Raw genomic sequence first — 16,229 nt, forward strand, 5'->3', positions numbered from 1 at the left:
GTGGTATCCGTTTTGCGCTGTGCTTCTGGTTAGCCGGTCAAAGCTCGGGCGGCATCATGAAGGTGACGCAAATGCTCCTCCGGCGCCTGCCTGGAATGGATCGGCACTTCTACCGAAACGGCAGCGCCTGCCGGCAGCACCCTCATCAGGCTCGCAACGGGAAGCTCACCCAGTCCCGGCGCAAAACGCCCTGTTCTGGCCTCACTGACCATTTGATCCGCCGTTCTCGGCGCGGGTCCGCGGGCGTCGCAGAGCTGAATGCTCTTGATCATCCCTTGAGGGGCAGCAGAGACATCCTTGGTTTGGCCGCCATTGCGGAAGAAGTGCAGTGCATCGACCAGTGCGCCGGCGTTGTCTCGGTTCGATTCCTGCACGATCGACAGGCTGTCATGAAAGCTGGCGACGGTGCGCCAGCCCATGTTCTCAAGATCGACGCCCATGCCGAAGGTGGCCGCGAGGTCGCAGAGCGCTGCGAAATTGGCGACGAGGCGTTCCCGATCCGGGTCGTCGCCGCAAACGCTGAGACGTCGCGCGCCAAGCGCGCTTGCAGCTTCAAGCATTGACGTCAGAGCGGCAGGATTGAAGTCCGGCCCGATGACGACGAATTCGATGTCGTAAAGCGAGATTCCTTCGCCATTCAGACGGGCTTTAACGTCTCGAGCGGCATCGCTTCCCGCCGGCAGATCATAATAGGGAGCGCCGGGAAATGCCGGATGAAGGCGCAGGCCAATCGAGGAAAAGCCAGCTGCGGCCGCCATCGATACAAATTTTGCCGGCTCGACATCAATCGCTGAAAAATGCGCGACCCCCAGCGACAATGCAGAAGTCTTGGCTGGTGTGGTTTCCTCCCGGGTCTCCATTCAGGTAATTCCCTTTTCGGCGAGATGCCGTCGCAGATTTGTGCCGGTACGATGGATGTGCTCGCGCAGCCGGTCGCAGGCATAGTCCATATCCCGCGCCACTGTTCCTTGCGCGATTTCACTATGTTCAACGCTGACATTGCGGTCGCCGGATGTGCGGGTCAGAAATGTGCGCCGATAGCGGTCGTTCAGGTTCAGCATGGACTTGCAGAAACTGAGAAGTAGCGGCTTCCGGCAGCCCGAAATCAGGGTCAGATGAAACTCCCGATGGACGGCCTCCCACTGCTCAAGCGTTTCGGGTTTGGAGGCATCCCGTTCCGTGCGGTTCAGACGATGAAGCGCACGCATGACGTTGCCTTCCCATTCGACGTCGCCGACGCGCATGGCTTCCCGCAGCGCATATGTTTCGAATTCCTCGCGCAGGCTGGTGATCTCTTCGAGGTTCGACAGCGAAACGGGCGACACGCGGTAGCCGCGATTGTCTTCGAACTCGACGAGCCCGTCCGAAATCAGACGCGCCAAGGCCTCGCGCAAAGGACTGAGGCTGACGTTAAAGCTCTGCTTTGCCCGATCGAGATTGATCTTGCTGCCTGCTTCGAGCTGGCCGGAAATGATCGCCTCGCGCAATCGCGACACCAACTGGCTGGCGATCGTGTTCTTGCCGTCATCCAAAAACGAGGGGGGCGTTACCGTCTCCGCACCGCTATCCAAAATCAGGCTTCCAGGCCCTGATCGCAATTGACATCCTCCCAGATGGGTTCCGCCACGGTTTCCGATGGCGGGCTTCATTATCGACGATCGATATAATAAACGATTATTTATGTCAACGATTTGGCAGAAGATTCTTCCATCTTTATCATGGATAACTTCTCTCTTGTTTTTTATATAACAAACTCAATTATATGAATGGTGATCTTGCCCCACCGTTAGCGGTTTTTGGAAAAATTGCTGACGGTTCAGCAGCTATCCGCTTGACAAATAATCGATGATTCAAGAAAAGGTCTGCGGGCGCAGGGAGGTGCGAGATGGTGATACGGACCCAACAGGATGTGACGGCCGCGGTTTTGAAGGTCATGGAGCAGACCAGAGACGATCGTCTTCGGGAGATCATGATGGCGCTTGTGAAGCATCTGCATGCCTTCGTCCGAGACGCCCGCCTGACGGAGCCGGAATTTCGCGAGGCAACAGCTATCCTCAACGAAATCGGCCAATTGCAGACGGACAGCCATAACGAGTTCGTCCTGATGTCGGGTTCGCTGGGCGTTTCGACACTGGTCTGCCTGCTCAACAACGGTGACCAGGGCCAGACCGAAACGTCCCAATCGCTGCTAGGTCCTTTCTGGCGCCTTAACTCGCCGCGCGTTGCAAATGGCGGCACCATCATCCGGTCGGATACGCCGGGTTCTCCACTTTTCGTTCACGCGCAGGTAGTGGGTACGCATGGCAGTCCCATTGCGGGCGCCGAAGTGGATGTCTGGCACGCGTCGCCCGTCGGTCTCTACGAGAACCAGGATCCCGATCAGGCCGAGATGAACTTGCGGGGCAAATTCACGACGGATGCGGAGGGCCGCTTCTGGTTCAGCACGGTGAAGATGGTGGGCTATCCCATCCCGGTGGACGGTGTCGTCGGCCGGCTTTTGAAGGTGCAGGGACGTCACCCCTATCGCCCGGCGCATCTGCATGCACTGATCTTCAAGGAAGGGTACAAGACGCTTATTTCGCAGGTTTTCGACCCGAGCGATCCGAACATCGATTCCGACGTTCAGTTCGGGGTGACGTCCGCGCTGACGGGCGATTTCGTGCAGCACGACGAACCGCATCCGGACGATGCGCATGTGAACATTCCCTGGTTTTCCCTGGAATACACATACGTGATGGAGCCGGGCGACGCGGCTCTGCCGCGCGCGCCAATCAAATAAACAAACGGGAGAACGACACCCATGTTGACGGATGAAGAGCATCGCGCTGCGGCACAGTCCTTGCTGACCGCTGAGGAAAGCCGGGTGCCGATCCCGCAGCTCAGCAAGACCTATCCACAGATTGAGCTCGAGGATGCCTATCGCATCCAGGATCTTTGGGCGGAAGGCAGGATCGCCAAGGGCGCGCGCGTCGCGGGGCACAAGATCGGCCTGACATCGCGAGCCATGCAGATGGCATCGAAGATGACCGAGCCGGATTACGGGCGCATCCTCGATGATGCACTGTTCAACGACGGCGCCCAGATCAGGGCCGACCTTTTCATCAAGCCGCGCCTCGAAGTGGAACTTGCCTTTATCATGGGCGAGGATCTGGAAGGGCCGAGCACCCGCATCTACGACGTCATGCGCGCCACCGAATTCATTGTGCCGGCGCTCGAGATCATCGACTATCGGACCGAGGTTCCCCGCGCGATCACCGATACGATCGCCGACAATGCCGCCTTCGGCGCCATCGTCGTCGGTGGCCGTGTCATCCGTCCGATGGATGTCGATATCCGATGGATCGGCGCAACGCTCTCCAAGAACGGGATCATCGAGGAATCCGGCGTTTCGGCGGCCGTCATGGGACATCCCGCGGCAGGCATCGCCTGGCTCGTCAACAAGCTCCATGCGGTTGGCGGCAAGCTGGAGAAGGGGCAGATCGTGCTGGCGGGCTCGTTCACGCGGCCGGTTGACATCGCGGTTGGCGACGTCATCCACGCGGATTACGGACCGATCGGCGCGCTCGGCGTCGCTTTTGTATAGGTGAAAACATGAATCTTCCGGAAAATCGCTTCAAGCGGGCGCTGCGCGAAAACAAGCAGCAGATAGGTCTCTGGTGCAGCCTGCCGGGCAGCTATGCCGCGGAGATCGTGGCGCCTTCGGGCTTCGACTGGCTGCTGTTCGACACCGAACACTCGCCGGGCGATGTGCTGACAGTCTTGCCGCAATTGCAGGCGGTCGCGGCCTACGACGTGTCGGCGATCGTGCGGCCTGCCAGCAATGACGCGGTATTGATCAAGCGACACCTCGATATCGGCGCGCAGACGCTGCTCATTCCCTACGTGCAAAACCGGGAGGAAGCGGAAGCTGCGGTTTCTGCCATGCGCTATCCGCCAACCGGCATCCGCGGCGTGTCGGGGCTGACGCGGGCGACACGTTTTGGGCGTATCGCGAGCTATGCCAGGCGGGCAGAAGAAGAACTTTGTCTTCTGGTGCAGCTGGAAACTCAGGCGGCTCTGAGTGAACTTGAGGCTATTGCTGCCGTTGATGGCGTCGATGGTGTCTTCATCGGCCCGGCGGATCTTGCCGCCAGCCTTGGTCACCCAGGAGAGCCAGGTCATCCCGAAGTCGTCGCTGCCGTCGAGGATGCGATCTGCCGCCTTTCGGCTCTCGGTAAGCCGGCCGGCGTCCTGACGCCGGACACCGCCTTTGCTGCCCGCTGCATTGAACTCGGAACGACTTTTACCGCAGTCGGTATCGACGCCGGCCTTCTCGCACGCGGAACCGAGGCGTTGGCAGCGAAATTCAGGCAATCGTGACCGCAACATTGCGTTGTCCGGCAGGAGATCGAAACATGACCGGCGATATCACAGCTTCGCTCAGCGCACTTATCCCAAAAGGCTATCTTCGGGCGGCGGTTAACCTCGCCAATACCACTTTGATACACCTCGATCCAGATACGGGAGCCCTTGAAGGCATCAGCCCACAACTCGCCAGAGAGTTTGCAGAACGCCTCGGTTGTCGCGTCGAATTCATCGCATACCCGTCGGCAGCCAGTATTCTGGACCAGGTCGATCGGGACGAGTGGGACATTGCCTTCCTGGCGGCCGACCCCGCGCGCGAAGACAGGCTACTGTTTTCGCCCGCCTACGCGTTGATCGAGGGCACGCTTGTGGTTCGAGAGGCAACACCGTACCACACCCTTCAGGACGTCGACGGGGAGGGCGTGGAAATTTGCGTCACCAAAAACGCAGCCTATGACCTCCATTTGTCCCGACGTCTCGCGCATGCCAAAGTCGTCCATTCGTCCACACCGGGGGAAGCCCTTGAAATGTTTGTCGAAGGCAGGCATCACGCCGCGGCGGGTGTGCGGCAAGCGCTTGAGCGCTTTGCCAGCGCGCGTGAGGGTTTCCGCGTCCTAGCGGAACCATTCCTCGTTATCAGACAAACGATCGCGGTCAGTTGTTCCCATCCAGCGGCGGCTCTCCTCGTGCGCGAATTTGTCGAAGAGGCTCTTCGAGGAGGTTTCTCGGAAAACATCATCTGCAATGCGCAACGCAATGGCGTTGCTTTGGCAGAGAAGTAGCAGTTCCATAATAGAGGGTTACGCCGCAACGATCGATTTTTCAGACGCTTGGGTTGTTTTGCTCGGTGCGAATCCCATTTAGAGCACCTTTCTATGGAAATCGTCATTCAAATGCATTACTATTGCCTCAGATGTGGAGATAGCTATGGCTGCAAACGCACTTGTCCAAACACGCATTGATGCCGAAGTTCGGGATCGTGCCTCCGCAGTACTTGAGAGCATGGGCCTTACAGTATCTGACGCGGTCCGTATCCTGCTCACCCGCACGGCCAACGAGGGCGCGCTGCCGCTCGAACTCCTTTCGGGAAGCGAGGCGCATGACGCCTGGTTTCGCACTAAGGTGCTTGAGGCGCTGAACGATACTCGACCGGACATCTCGGATGATGAAGTGGAGGTACATTTTGCGGAACGTCGAGCGGCAGCCCGACTTAAAGCGGGTGCGTCCAAATCGTGAAGCTTACCTGGTCTGCTTTCTTATCTCGAGGCACATAATCCCTCAGTCGCCATCTTGATCGACGAGCGGATCGTGGCCGCAACTCGCCGCTTGGTCGATTTTCCTGCGAGCGGTCGCATTGGCAGAATTGCTGGTACGCGTGAACTTGTGATCAACGGGACGCCGTATGTAGTGGCGTATACCGTGAGCAAAACAACTGTTCGCATTCTTCGCGTCCTCCATGGCGCGCAGGAATGGCCAGACTCTTTGCCGGCCAGCTAAATCGATCTTCCCACTTCCCTTCGCGCCCCCCTTGTCGGCCACAGAGGGGATCTTTGCCTTCGCCCGGAAGCCGACATTGCGGTGACCACCTAGAGTTCATAGTCGCGCCACAACCGGCCATTCCCTCAAGGTCTGTGCGCGTCACGCCCTACTCGCCCGAACGCTCAGCCACCGATCATGGGGCTTTCCGACGCACCGACGTACCTCGCTGACGATCCAGCCGGCGTCTGTGAGTGCGGACCGCAGGGCAAACTCGCGCCAGTACGTCTCGACGTAGCGCCGGGGCGCTGCAGCACTGCCGTGTGTGGACACATCCTCGCCTTCGCCCTCTCTTACCGAGGCGTGCAATCGGCCACCGGCCCGGGTCGCCTCGGCTAGCCGTCCAAGCACCGTGCCGAAATCCTCGCGCGCGACATGGATCAGGCAGGCACAGGCCCAGATCCCGTCGTACGGCGTGCCGGGACGCTGCGGGTCGGCCACGTTTTCGGTCAGCGGGTCCAACAGGTCGGCCTCGAAGCCACTTTCGCGAAGCAGTTCGACGAAACCCTTTGAAATGTCGGTGCGCCGGACGCTAATTCCCCGCTTCTCAAGCTCAAGTGCATCTCGCCCGCCACCGCTTCCGATCTCCAGCACCCTGCCCGAGCCGCCCAGCTCGGTCACGAACGCATCGATCTCTGTCGCGACCCATTCGGGCATCGCCGCGGCTTCGGCAGCGTACTCCGCCGCGACCGTATCATAGGACCGCACGGTATCCAGGTCGGTGCTCATCCTAGCACTCCTCCTTCAAGACAAGAGGCCTGATGAGCGAGAGGCCCATCAGCCCGTTGCGCCCTTCACACTTCGGCAGTTGGTGACATCGCGGGCGATTTGCTCCCCAGCTTTAACAGAAATGCCGTCAGAGACACCTCCGACCGAGCCAATGCTGCCGGGCGGCAATGCGCCCGCACCTCGGTCGTAGAGGCAGTCGTTGCTGCTGCCCGAAAGCGGCCATAGCTCGTGACGATATCCGTGCGGCAATACGGGTCATCGACTTCAATTCGGACAAAGCCGACGCGGAGCTGCGCCCGCCAGACGGCGTTTTGGATGAAGCTCTGGTCGGCTTTTTGTTCCATTGGTGAGCCGGGTCGCAGTGTCAGCTAGGCTGAGACATTGGAATTCTACAACGAGAGGGTCAGTTGCTCCCATTCCCATTGATGACCTCAGAGCCGGCCATGACACAGATGCTTACTTGCAGTCTGGACGGTCGGCATATAAATTATCCCAATGCTTGATCGTTCATCCCAGTCTCCGACGCAAATTCCTACGGACGCACTAAGCGAAGTTCTACAGGACTTTCGCCTGAGTGGAGTCAACTACGGCCGCTGCGAGCTACGTCATCCATGGAGCATCGCCTTTCCGCAGCAACAGCTGCTTCGCTTTCATTTCGTCAGTGAGGGGCCATGCTGGATCCATACCGAAGCCCAAGGATGGCAGGAGTTGCAAGACGGCGATCTGGTGTTGTTGCCACAAGGTGTCGAACACCGACTGGCCAGTAAGCCTGATGTTGTCGGGGACTCGCTTAAGAGCTGCCAGGTCACCAAGTTGGGGGGCAATGTCTGCGAAGTGGTGCAGGAAGGAACAGGAGCGACGAGCACCTTGTTCTGCGGTTCCATGGCTTTGGGTGCGAATGCCCTCAACCCGTTGATCGCTCTGATGCCACCGATCATCAAGGGTTGTGATGTTGCTGGCAATGATGCGATCGTCGGCCCCCTCCTCGCCGCCATGACGGCAGAGGCGTCGCAGCCCCAGATAGGCAGCGCCACGGTCTTGTCACGCATGGCGGACGTACTCGTCGCGCGGCTTATTCGCTGCTGGGTCAATTGCAGCGGAGCCTCGACCAGCGGCTGGCTCGCCGCGATCCGTGATCCTCATATCGGTCGTGCGCTGGCAGCCATGCACCGAGATCCCGGCCACGACTGGACGCTTGAGACCCTTGCTGGCGTGGCAGGTCAATCGCGCTCGATCTTCGCGGAACGCTTCAGCGCCATCTTAGGGGAAGGCGCGGCACGGTATCTCGCCCGTCTGCGCATGCAGCTTGCACGAGAGTTGCTCGGTCAAAACATGTCGGTTGCCGAGGTCGCTTCTCAACTGGGCTATGAATCTGAAGCTTCTTTCGCTCGCGCCTTCAAGCGCATCACCAGCGTTTCACCTGGCGTTGTGCGCCGCACCATTTCCGGACGAACGGACATAGAATTCGGACTTTAGGACACATATCATCCTGGAAGACTCCGCTATTAAGACCTCCAAACCTTGGAGGTACTTCAATGACGGACACAACATCACAGCTTGACGGCCCCGCGATTGGCCTCGATTCTACCGTCCCGAGTACATGGAGCCCCACGACCTGGTTTGCCGTTATTTCAATGGCAGCCACAAGCTTTGCGCTGGTGTCAGCTGAATTCCTGCCGGCAGGTCTGTTGACGCCCATGGCGCGTGACCTTGGCGTCAGCGAGGGAACCGCCGGTCAGGTTGTCACCGCCACCGCGTCTGTTGGCGCGGTGACGGCCTTGCTGAGCAATGTTCTCATTGGCAAACTGAACCGGAAGACAGTCCTGGTTGGCCTAAGTGCCTTGGCTATCGGCTCCAATCTCGTGGCCGCGCTCGCGACGGATTTTTGGCTATTGTTGTTGGGCCGAGCCGGGCTGGGCATCGCCCTCAGTGGTTTCTGGGCGCTTTCAGTTGCCGTCGTGGCGAGATTGGTTGGCACCAATGCGACAGGTCGGGGTATGGCTATAGTCACCCTCGGCGTCTCTCTTGCCACCATAGCTGCACCATCTATGGGTGCTTTGATTAGCGATTGGCTCGGCTGGCGTGCCGCCACGGCCATGACTGCAGGGCTCGCAGCGATTGCGATGCTGCTGCAGATACTCAGCTTGCCGACGCTACCCGCAAGCACAAGCAATAGTCTTTCCGACGTCTTCCGGCTGACGAAACGGCGCACTGTTCAACTGGGAATGCTTGCCATCCTCTTGCTGATGACGGGACATTTTGCCGGCTCGGTCTACGTGCGACCCTTCCTCGAACAAGTGACGCTCCTTGGCACCGGGCCGATTGCCTTGGCGCTCCTCGGGTTTGGCATCGCCGCTGTGATCGGCAATGTCGCCGGCGGCCGACTGGCAGACGCAAATATCCGCATGGCGCTCGCTGTCACCGGCATATTGATGGCGTTTTCGGCGCTTGCTCTCGTACTCTGGGGTGCACATAGCGGCATCGCGTTTGCCCTGGTTACACTTTGGGGTTTCGCTTTTGGGATGGCTCCGGTGGTACTGCCTACCAACTTGTCCCGGGGCGCAACGGACGCCTTGGAGGCTGCTGGCAGCCTGATGGTCGTTTCGTTCCAGGTCGCCATCAGCATAGGTGCGCTGTTCGGCGGCTATGTGGTCGATCACTATGGTGCTTCAGCGCCATTGACGTTTACAGCCGTCTTAGCGGCATCGACTATCGTTCTGGCGTTGCTTCAGCCCCGCAGCTGACTCTTGGAGCTCCGGCCAAGGTGAGCAGAAGAGGCGAGGTCTCAAGTGGCCGGAGTGCCGGGTGAGACTAGATCCGTGACATGGCGGTGCTTTCTCGTTCCGGCGAGGAAGCACCGCCCGATCGCCGATGACCGCGACAACAACAATCTCGATTAAACGGCGTGGAAGATCGGCGCTCACGACTAGCACGGCCGGTGTGCGCCCTCAAGACGGTCGTTGACACACCCGGTTTGTCGTTCTGAAAGCTGCCGGTCGGCTACGAAAGCGACAATGCGGCCAGTGAGCCGTTCAGGCGGCTAGCGCCTTTCCCCTAATAATCGAGTGCTTCCCATCCCATTCACAATACTTTCAGGGCTTCAGGTGAGTCGAGCGAGGATATCGTCGACGACACTTGGGACGGTATCTGCCGTGTCGATATTGATGCCGACGGGGAGGTATCCCCGAGTATCATGGTAGCGGAGTACCAACGCTCGCTCGGCCGGCTCGAAGCCCGGCTCATTCGGCCGCCCATCTAATCGTCGGTTCAATGTCTCAACGTCTATGTCCAGCACGAAAACCTTGTCGAATAGGTCTAGGAATTTATCGAAATTGCGCGAGCCGCCACAGAAGAAGGTGACAGGATGGGTGGTGTCGGCAGCAATAGCGCGGACCTTGTCGACAGGCCAGATCCAGTGCGCGTATCCCCAAACGATGCGGTCCGCGCCTTCGGGTGGTCCTGCGAGTGCCTGGCCTGTCTCGGGGTCGCCGACATAGGCCAAGACCCGGTCACCATGGACGACATGGTAGCCCCGCCGCTCCAGTTCGGTAGCGACAGACGTTTTTCCAGTGCCGGAACCGCCTTCGATCAGATAGTTCTTAATTCCCATAGGCGCCGTTTATCATGGCCTTCAATCCGGTGAGAAGAGACTTTGCGTGCGGACGCTCCACCAACGAACTCACCTGATCAAGGACAGCTTTCGGTACTTTTCGGATTAGTAGCGAATGTCTAGCGGATAAGCGCCCTCGCTCCGGCCGGAAAAGGCCGGTTTAGTCACTTCCTAAGAGCAGACGTTCCCCCGAGGCGAGTTTCCCGACCCGCGCTACTCGCCTATGCTGGAAAGCAATTCGTCGAGCTGCGCCAGCTGCTCCGGCAATGCCGCCGCCGAGCCCTGTAGTGCTTCCTCAAGCGCCTCCTTGGACGGATAGACTTCGTGGAAATTCAGCCGCGTCTTCCCGCCCTGGTCCTCGAAGGTCACGGTCGTGACCGCGCCCTCTTCGCCCTCGTCGTTGGTCCAGACGATGCGCTCGTTCGGCACCACCTCGAGATACTTGCCGTAGAAGGCCATGGTGTCCGAACCGCCGGCGCCGAATTCCAGCCGATATTTGCCGCCGGTACGGACGTCCATATCGCACGATACGAGCGAAACGCCGGATGCCGATTTTGGCACCCACCAGCGCTGGAACAGCTCGGGCTGGCTCCATGCCCTGTAAACTGTGCTCGGCGGCGCATTGAATGTCCGCGTTACGATGAGTTCGCGATCCCCTTTGCGCTCGACTGACGTGCTGTTCTGCGCACCACCTGCACTGTTAACTTGCTGACTCATCGCTTCCCTCCTGTTTCATTTCGCTGATGATTTCGTCCAATGCTTCGAAGCGAGCCTCGAAGAGCTTGCGATGCGCCTCGATCCACGCGGCCTCCGCCTTGAGGCCGCGTTTCCCAAGCTGGCATGTTCTCACCCGTCCAACCTTCTGCGTGACGACGAGCCCCGCACGCTCGAGAACCTGGACGTGCTTCTTCATGCCGGTCAGCGTCATCTGGAACTTATCCGCGAGACTGGTGATCGAGGCGTCCCCTCGCCCAAGCTGATCGATTATCCCGCGGCGGGTCGCATCGGACAGAGCTGCAAACGAGAGATCGAGGGGAGGGCTAATATACTGAACCATATAGTTCAGTGTTTTAGCCTGCTCGCGCAGGAAGCGCAAGCATTCCGAACTTTCCCTGCCGCAGATCGGTCATCCGAGGTCATGGACCGCGGCGGCGGCAGCAAAATTGTCTGCTGCGGGTCAAGTGGGCCTTCGAGCCGCTGATGAACGAATGTCAGCTTCAGCGCCTGCTCCCCGAAAGCAGTCCGCCGGCTAACGGCCCCAAACCAGTCATTCTAGCCAAGCCAAGTTCATGTCTGGGCTAGAGAATCTGCTACAGATGGAAACTGTAACAGTAGGGTGTTGGTTCTGATCCCATCAAAGCGAGAGATGCACAGCCGGCTTCCGCTGGGTCGACGCGGGAACGGCCGATCTTCTCGAACGGGTGGGCCTTGCCCTTCGCACGGACGTTCGGAGTGGCTTAGCCGCGCCACCATCAGACATTGGAAGTGAACCCATCGACCTTCAGGCCACAAGAGCGCAAGCGTCTACCTCTGTCGCCCAAAGTTTCTCCTCAATCTGGCCCACCATGTGGGTAGGGCAAGGTTTCAGCCGGTGCTCGGTCTGACCTACCACTCTCATCCGCAAGCTGCTTCGAATAAGCGTCAACGCCGTCGGTGATCAAAATGCCCAGCTTCGGGGCCGCGCTCAACGCTGCGGAGGGCCGGTTCGCTGGTTGTCGTTCGAGACGCGCAAACCGGAAGGCGTTGCTATTCGCTCGTTATGTGTGTCTGACAGTCTCCATCATTTGTCCTCACCATGTTGACGAAGGACGCGCGGCGGCAGCCACCAGGCCGCCGCCGCGCGCTCGTCTCGATCAGCTCTTGATGGCGATGCGCTTGACCTGCGACTGCGCCTTCTCCGTCTTCGGCAAGGTGACAGTCAGCACGCCGTTCCTGAAGGTGGCGTCAACCTGGTCTTCCTTGACCTCGACACCGAGCGGAATTCGGCGCTCGAAGCGGCCGTAGTAGCGCTCGGAGAACTGCCGATCCTTGTGCTCGCTCTCGGAGCGCTTTTCGCCCTTCAGCGTCAGCACGCCGTCATTAAGCAGGACTTCGATGTCCTTTTCCTCAAGGCCGGGGACTTCGGCCGTCACCTTGATCTCCTGGTCGGTATCGGAGATCTCGACACTCGGCCAGCCGCCCCCGAACGTGGCGCTGTTGCCGAAGGACGGCAGGCCGGAGCCAAAGCCGCGGAAGACGTCATCGAACAGACGGTTCACCTCACGATGAAGCGACAGGAAGGGATCACGGTCGTCATCGCGCAAGAGACTTGGAACCTGGTTGCCATTGTTGCGGCCCCAGGGAATCAGATCACGAACACTCATGGTTCTTCTCCTTTCTGTTGGTTCGGTTGGCAAAACTTTCATGCCGGCGCCGGACCATGCCCGTCGCCTTGTTTGCGGTCTGCTGGGGAAGGCTTAAGCCGCCTGCTGCTTGCCCTCGATTTGCTTGGTCTCGGCCTTCGGCATTCCCTGGCCGGTTCGGATCTCGATCTGGCGTGGCTTCATCTCCTCAGGGATTTCGCGCTTGAGATCGATGGTCAGCAGACCGTTGACAAGACCCGCACCCACGATCCTGACGTGGTCGGCCAGTTCGAAGCGACGCTGGAACGAACGGCCGGCGATGCCGCGATGCAGATATTGGACGTCATCGCCGTTCGCCTTCTGTCCCGAGACGATGAGCATGTTTTGCTCTTGGGTGATCGCCAGTTCGTCCTGTGAGAAGCCCGCCACTGCCATGACAATGCGGTAATCATTCTCGCCAGTTTTGACGATATCGTAAGGCGGCCAGTTGTCGACCGTCTCGGCGCGGCTAGCAGCCTCGAGCGCGTTCAACATTCGGTCGAAGCCGATGCTCGACCGGAACAGGGGAGAGAAATCGAGGTTTGTCCTCATAGCCATATCCTCCTTATAAGCAACATGGATACAAGGAGACGCCAAGAGCGACCGGCGTCTCCTGGACCTTATGTCGATTCCCATTGGGCGACCGACAATACTAATATAATTCAGTGCCTTACCGTTTCAAGAGAGGTGGGAGTTCCCAGCGGAAAAATTGAATTCTCTCCGAGGCGCCACCATATCTGAGCCGAGGTAGAGAGAGGAGCAAATGGCTATGCCAATGACTTCAGACGACGTCATCGCCGTCCTTGGGCCTGCCGACGAAACGCTGGTGGCCGAGGTCATCGCGACAGGCGCTACGCAGGCTGAACTCGCCGAGGCATTTGCGTGGGCCAGCAACGACGAAGCCTTGATGGGCGAAGGTCGCCGTCTGCCGACAGGTAGGGTTGCCGCGCTCGTTGATCTGCTGTCCGCCGACGAGGAAGAGCAGGATAGATAATATTACTGGCCGCTGCCCCGGGGCGCGATCGACCCAACCGGTCATGCCGTCGTGAGCACGCGGATATCGCCCGATCGATCACATCCACCACGACATTGCGACCGGAGCGTCGAATTGCGATGTCGGCCGAACCATTGCCGATCAGCAGATGTCGCAACGTGACCTCGTCGAGGAAGCTCGGAAGCCGCGGCTCGTTCAAGCTGATCTGCAGGGCGTTCGGATCGAACTCGAGACCGAGGCACGACTTCAATAGCGACAAAGGTGTTGCCGCTGCCCATGCCTGCGGCGAGCAGGCGACCGGATTTTGGCAGCAGGTGGGTTCGGTCCGACTACGAATTCGTAAGCGACTGCCCTTCGCTTTTGCGCCTAACACTCGAAGGTTACTATTGCCCTTTGCGGAAACCGCATCAGCCGCACGAAACGAGGTGAGGATGCGGCTTCGACGCACGATTGAGCCCTAGCGCATTGCCCTTCAAGTTCCTTTCCCCGATCCCAGGTCAGTGATTGATAGAGTTCGGCCGGTAGGGGCGGGAGCGACGAATTCGACGCGACGCAGGGCAGCCAAACTCCGATCGAGCCGGGCGACCGCTTGGTTGGACGAATCCAATCACGCGGTCGCCCGGCTGCGCAATCAGCCGCGATCGATCATTGCTAGCGTCTGTATCAGTTCCATAAATCAGCGTTATGCTGCGGCGTTGATGAATAACGGTCCCCGGTTCAATTCCGCTCAAGACCGTCGGTCCTCATCTCTGTTACGCCCTTGCCGCCCGCCAGCACGCGCGGCATCTGAGCCGTCTTTATGATACTCATCTGGTACCCGCCGGTCTGTCTGTCTCGCAGTTCTCGATTCTGTCGCTGCTGGAAGCCTACGAGAGCAAGTCACCGATCTCGCGCGTATGCTGAGCATGGAGCGCACGACGTTGGTCCGCGCGCTGAAGCCGCTTCTGGCGCGCTTCCAGACGAGAAGTCCTTCATAACAGCTGGGTCGTTGGTTCGACTCTCGTCAAGGCGGCTATCTTGGATATTGCTCCACGTCCAAACTTTCCTGCAAAATCCGCACACAACGGTGAGGCTCGAAAACACGAACTTGACGAGTAGGCGTTTACTTCGTTGGCAAAACAGACGCGTGGCGTCTTCTTGCTTCCTCATGCATGTTGACCGGCGTTGTCGCCAGAACACGTGTGACCAGCGACGCGGAAAACGGGCCGGTGAAAGGTCATCCGGGGTCCGGTCTTCTAGGATGGAAACTTTCGAGCGTCTTGGCCGCAAGGTGAGCAATCTCATCCTCAGCCGGATCCGCTATCGGTTGCACGCCTTGCTCCCGTATTCCGTTGCTGGGCTTTTCCTCGTCGGCTCCCAGCGGTATTGGATCGCTAGAATACTCCATCAATACCGGGCAGGTGCAATGATAGGCATCGTCCTCGCGGCCAAGCTTCGCCAGAGCCGAACAACCACTCGGCCGTCTTTGGTTCGTCAGATGCGGGTTCTGCTCGAGCCGCTCGGCAATGAAACCACGATGCGGCTCCAGAATGCGTTTACGACGGCCGCCCATCTTGCCGGGACGAACCGATCCGGTCGCGCGGTGGCGCTGGGACCACTTCACCACCGAAGACGCGGCCACCTCAATGGCGCGAGTTCAACGATGGCACTCGCGACGTGGTCCAGTTCCTTCGCCTCGTGTATCGCGGTGCAGTTGGCCGACTCCCTGACGCTGACGCCCGGAACGGACTTCACGGCGGAAGTCTCGCGCGACGGCGGCACGACTTGGACGGCGGTAACGCTCAGCCTGACAATGCCGCAGCTTGCGGGCGTCAAAATGTTTGAGGGTCAAGTTTCGATAAGCGGGCAACCTTCGGGATCGTCTATGAAATGGCGCTTTAAGACCATTACCAACAAAGGAAACTGGATATGGCTCCGAAGGTTTGGGGAAACATTGCCGACAGCTCGACGGAGCAGCCTACGCTCGCCGACGTAAAGGTGCGTCTGAAAGCTGCGATAGATATTTCAGCGGAAGTCGAGCGCCTGAAGTACATCACCGGCGGCGCTGGGCAGGCAATGGCCTGCCAGCAGAAGTCAGATTAGGCGAAGAAGTATCTCGCGATTTTGAGGTGGGTGGAACGCCAGATCCTTCAGACTTTTCTCTGCTGTCAGCGGAAGTTGGCATTACCGCTCCGACGCTCGGGGAGGTCGCCGCCATCGTCAATAATGCCTTTTTGCAATGGCAAATCATCGGAGGCGCGATCGAGGCTGCTCGCCTTGGCACCAAGGCTGCGATCGAGGCGACAGGCACGGGCGGAGATGCCGAGGCCGCCGCTGCAGCGGCGTCCTGGCCGTAGACAGAACGACACACAGAACCCAGGGGTTCGAGGCGGCGCCGTGTGTAATCCTGGCCGCAGCGTGTTCTAAGCTAACGCAAAAACAACTCCTTGGCTCGGGCATGGATCTTCTCGCAAGCATCCTCGAATGGATCGAACATCGGTACCAAAGGAGACGCCCCCATCAGAAGAAGAGCTTTTAGATGCTGCCAGCCGCCTTCCTCGCCAAGGACTGTCGCATAGGATGTCATCGGCTCAAGCGCCTCACCGGCATATAGCCGTTCGTATTCCGCAAAGTTCGAGAAATTTTCGCGATTGCT

At 59.2% G+C, this 16,229-nt stretch carries 19 protein-coding genes and 3 pseudogenes; 11 read left to right on the forward strand and 11 right to left on the reverse strand.

Annotation, left to right across the window (positions count from 1 at the left end; all coding sequences use genetic code 11):
- Positions 1-29: 29 nt before the first annotated feature.
- Together BSG20_RS30090 and BSG20_RS30095 are read right to left on the reverse strand one after the other, a co-directional pair.
- Positions 30-860 (reverse strand): sugar phosphate isomerase/epimerase family protein, encoded by an 831-nt coding sequence (locus tag BSG20_RS30090; RefSeq protein ID WP_072378929.1) that lies wholly within the window; start codon positions 858-860, stop codon positions 30-32.
- Positions 861-1,571, reverse strand: a complete 711-nt coding sequence (locus tag BSG20_RS30095) for a GntR family transcriptional regulator (RefSeq protein ID WP_072378931.1) — start codon at positions 1,569-1,571, stop codon at positions 861-863. It lies immediately after the preceding gene.
- A gap of 314 nt (positions 1,572-1,885) precedes the next feature.
- On the opposite strand from BSG20_RS30095, the gene BSG20_RS30100 reads away from it, so the two are divergent.
- The 6 genes from BSG20_RS30100 (at position 1,886) to BSG20_RS30125 (ending at position 5,841) form a co-directional block, all read left to right on the forward strand.
- Positions 1,886-2,779 carry a dioxygenase family protein gene (locus BSG20_RS30100; RefSeq protein WP_072378933.1) on the forward strand — a complete coding sequence of 298 codons (894 nt, stop codon included), beginning with the start codon at positions 1,886-1,888 and terminating at the stop codon, positions 2,777-2,779.
- A gap of 21 nt (positions 2,780-2,800) precedes the next feature.
- Complete coding sequence (gene hpaH, locus BSG20_RS30105; protein WP_072378935.1) at positions 2,801-3,583, forward strand: 2-oxo-hept-4-ene-1,7-dioate hydratase; 783 nt, start codon at positions 2,801-2,803, stop codon at positions 3,581-3,583.
- Between the two features lie 8 nt (positions 3,584-3,591).
- Entirely contained in the window at positions 3,592-4,359 is a 768-nt protein-coding gene (hpaI, locus tag BSG20_RS30110) for a 4-hydroxy-2-oxoheptanedioate aldolase (protein WP_072378936.1), read from the forward strand.
- 35 nt (positions 4,360-4,394) lie between these two features.
- The gene (locus BSG20_RS30115; protein ID WP_072378938.1) at positions 4,395-5,126 is read left to right on the forward strand and encodes a transporter substrate-binding domain-containing protein; all 732 of its coding nucleotides are present in this window, start codon (positions 4,395-4,397) and stop codon (positions 5,124-5,126) included.
- A 145-nt stretch (positions 5,127-5,271) separates the two neighbouring features.
- Entirely contained in the window at positions 5,272-5,580 is a 309-nt protein-coding gene (locus BSG20_RS30120) for a type II toxin-antitoxin system RelB/DinJ family antitoxin (protein WP_072378940.1), read from the forward strand.
- A 12-nt stretch (positions 5,581-5,592) separates the two neighbouring features.
- Entirely contained in the window at positions 5,593-5,841 is a 249-nt protein-coding gene (locus BSG20_RS30125; RefSeq protein ID WP_072378942.1) for a type II toxin-antitoxin system RelE/ParE family toxin, read from the forward strand.
- Positions 5,842-5,982: 141 nt separating this feature from the next.
- Here BSG20_RS30125 and BSG20_RS30130 read toward each other — a convergent pair whose 3' ends face one another.
- On the reverse strand, positions 5,983-6,609 hold the full coding sequence (locus BSG20_RS30130; protein WP_072378944.1) for a class I SAM-dependent methyltransferase: 627 nt from the start codon (positions 6,607-6,609) through the stop codon (positions 5,983-5,985).
- A gap of 495 nt (positions 6,610-7,104) precedes the next feature.
- Here BSG20_RS30130 and BSG20_RS30140 point away from each other — a divergent pair, with 495 nt between their 5' ends.
- Together BSG20_RS30140 and BSG20_RS30145 are read left to right on the forward strand one after the other, a co-directional pair.
- Positions 7,105-8,085, forward strand: a complete 981-nt coding sequence (locus tag BSG20_RS30140) for an AraC family transcriptional regulator (protein WP_072378948.1) — start codon at positions 7,105-7,107, stop codon at positions 8,083-8,085.
- 59 nt (positions 8,086-8,144) lie between these two features.
- Complete coding sequence (locus BSG20_RS30145; protein ID WP_072378950.1) at positions 8,145-9,353, forward strand: MFS transporter; 1,209 nt, start codon at positions 8,145-8,147, stop codon at positions 9,351-9,353.
- A 356-nt stretch (positions 9,354-9,709) separates the two neighbouring features.
- On the opposite strand, the gene BSG20_RS30150 is transcribed toward BSG20_RS30145, so the two are convergent.
- The 5 genes from BSG20_RS30150 to BSG20_RS30170 all read right to left on the reverse strand — a co-directional run bounded on the left by BSG20_RS30150 (position 9,710) and on the right by BSG20_RS30170 (position 13,152).
- Positions 9,710-10,219: a DEAD/DEAH box helicase family protein gene (locus tag BSG20_RS30150; RefSeq protein WP_072378952.1), complete on the reverse strand. Its 510-nt coding sequence runs from the start codon at positions 10,217-10,219 to the stop codon at positions 9,710-9,712.
- 213 nt (positions 10,220-10,432) lie between these two features.
- Positions 10,433-10,936, reverse strand: coding sequence for an SRPBCC family protein (locus BSG20_RS30155; RefSeq protein WP_072378954.1), 504 nt, complete (start codon positions 10,934-10,936; stop codon positions 10,433-10,435).
- A complete protein-coding gene (locus BSG20_RS30160) occupies positions 10,920-11,276 on the reverse strand; it encodes an ArsR/SmtB family transcription factor (RefSeq protein WP_072378964.1) in 357 nt (118 codons plus the stop codon). The genes BSG20_RS30155 and BSG20_RS30160 overlap by 17 nt, the downstream gene beginning before the upstream one ends.
- A 796-nt stretch (positions 11,277-12,072) precedes the next feature.
- Positions 12,073-12,582: an Hsp20/alpha crystallin family protein gene (locus tag BSG20_RS30165; RefSeq protein ID WP_072378956.1), complete on the reverse strand. Its 510-nt coding sequence runs from the start codon at positions 12,580-12,582 to the stop codon at positions 12,073-12,075.
- 93 nt (positions 12,583-12,675) lie between these two features.
- Positions 12,676-13,152 carry an Hsp20 family protein gene (locus BSG20_RS30170; RefSeq protein WP_072378958.1) on the reverse strand — a complete coding sequence of 159 codons (477 nt, stop codon included), beginning with the start codon at positions 13,150-13,152 and terminating at the stop codon, positions 12,676-12,678.
- A 217-nt stretch (positions 13,153-13,369) separates the two neighbouring features.
- On the opposite strand from BSG20_RS30170, the gene BSG20_RS30175 reads away from it, so the two are divergent.
- Positions 13,370-13,594, forward strand: coding sequence for a hypothetical protein (locus tag BSG20_RS30175; protein WP_072378960.1), 225 nt, complete (start codon positions 13,370-13,372; stop codon positions 13,592-13,594).
- A 70-nt stretch (positions 13,595-13,664) separates the two neighbouring features.
- Here the strand turns inward: BSG20_RS30175 and BSG20_RS37900 are convergent.
- A pseudogene (locus tag BSG20_RS37900) lies at positions 13,665-13,895 on the reverse strand (amylo-alpha-1,6-glucosidase); the annotation flags it as partial.
- 1,161 nt (positions 13,896-15,056) lie between these two features.
- A pseudogene (locus tag BSG20_RS35930) lies at positions 15,057-15,215 on the reverse strand (IS630 family transposase); the annotation flags it as partial.
- Positions 15,216-15,502: 287 nt separating this feature from the next.
- Between BSG20_RS35930 and BSG20_RS36750 the strand changes: the two are divergent.
- Both BSG20_RS36750 and BSG20_RS30195 read left to right on the forward strand, forming a co-directional pair.
- A complete protein-coding gene (locus BSG20_RS36750) occupies positions 15,503-15,676 on the forward strand; it encodes a hypothetical protein (RefSeq protein ID WP_167371591.1) in 174 nt (57 codons plus the stop codon).
- 26 nt (positions 15,677-15,702) lie between these two features.
- Positions 15,703-15,930, forward strand: a complete 228-nt coding sequence (locus tag BSG20_RS30195) for a hypothetical protein (protein WP_072378962.1) — start codon at positions 15,703-15,705, stop codon at positions 15,928-15,930.
- Between the two features lie 71 nt (positions 15,931-16,001).
- Here the strand turns inward: BSG20_RS30195 and BSG20_RS30200 are convergent.
- A pseudogene (locus tag BSG20_RS30200) lies at positions 16,002-16,229 on the reverse strand (Hint domain-containing protein); the annotation flags it as partial.

Origin of the sequence: Rhizobium tibeticum (assembly GCF_900110205.1) — a bacterium.
GTDB classification, from domain to species: Bacteria; Pseudomonadota; Alphaproteobacteria; order Rhizobiales; family Rhizobiaceae; genus Rhizobium; species Rhizobium tibeticum.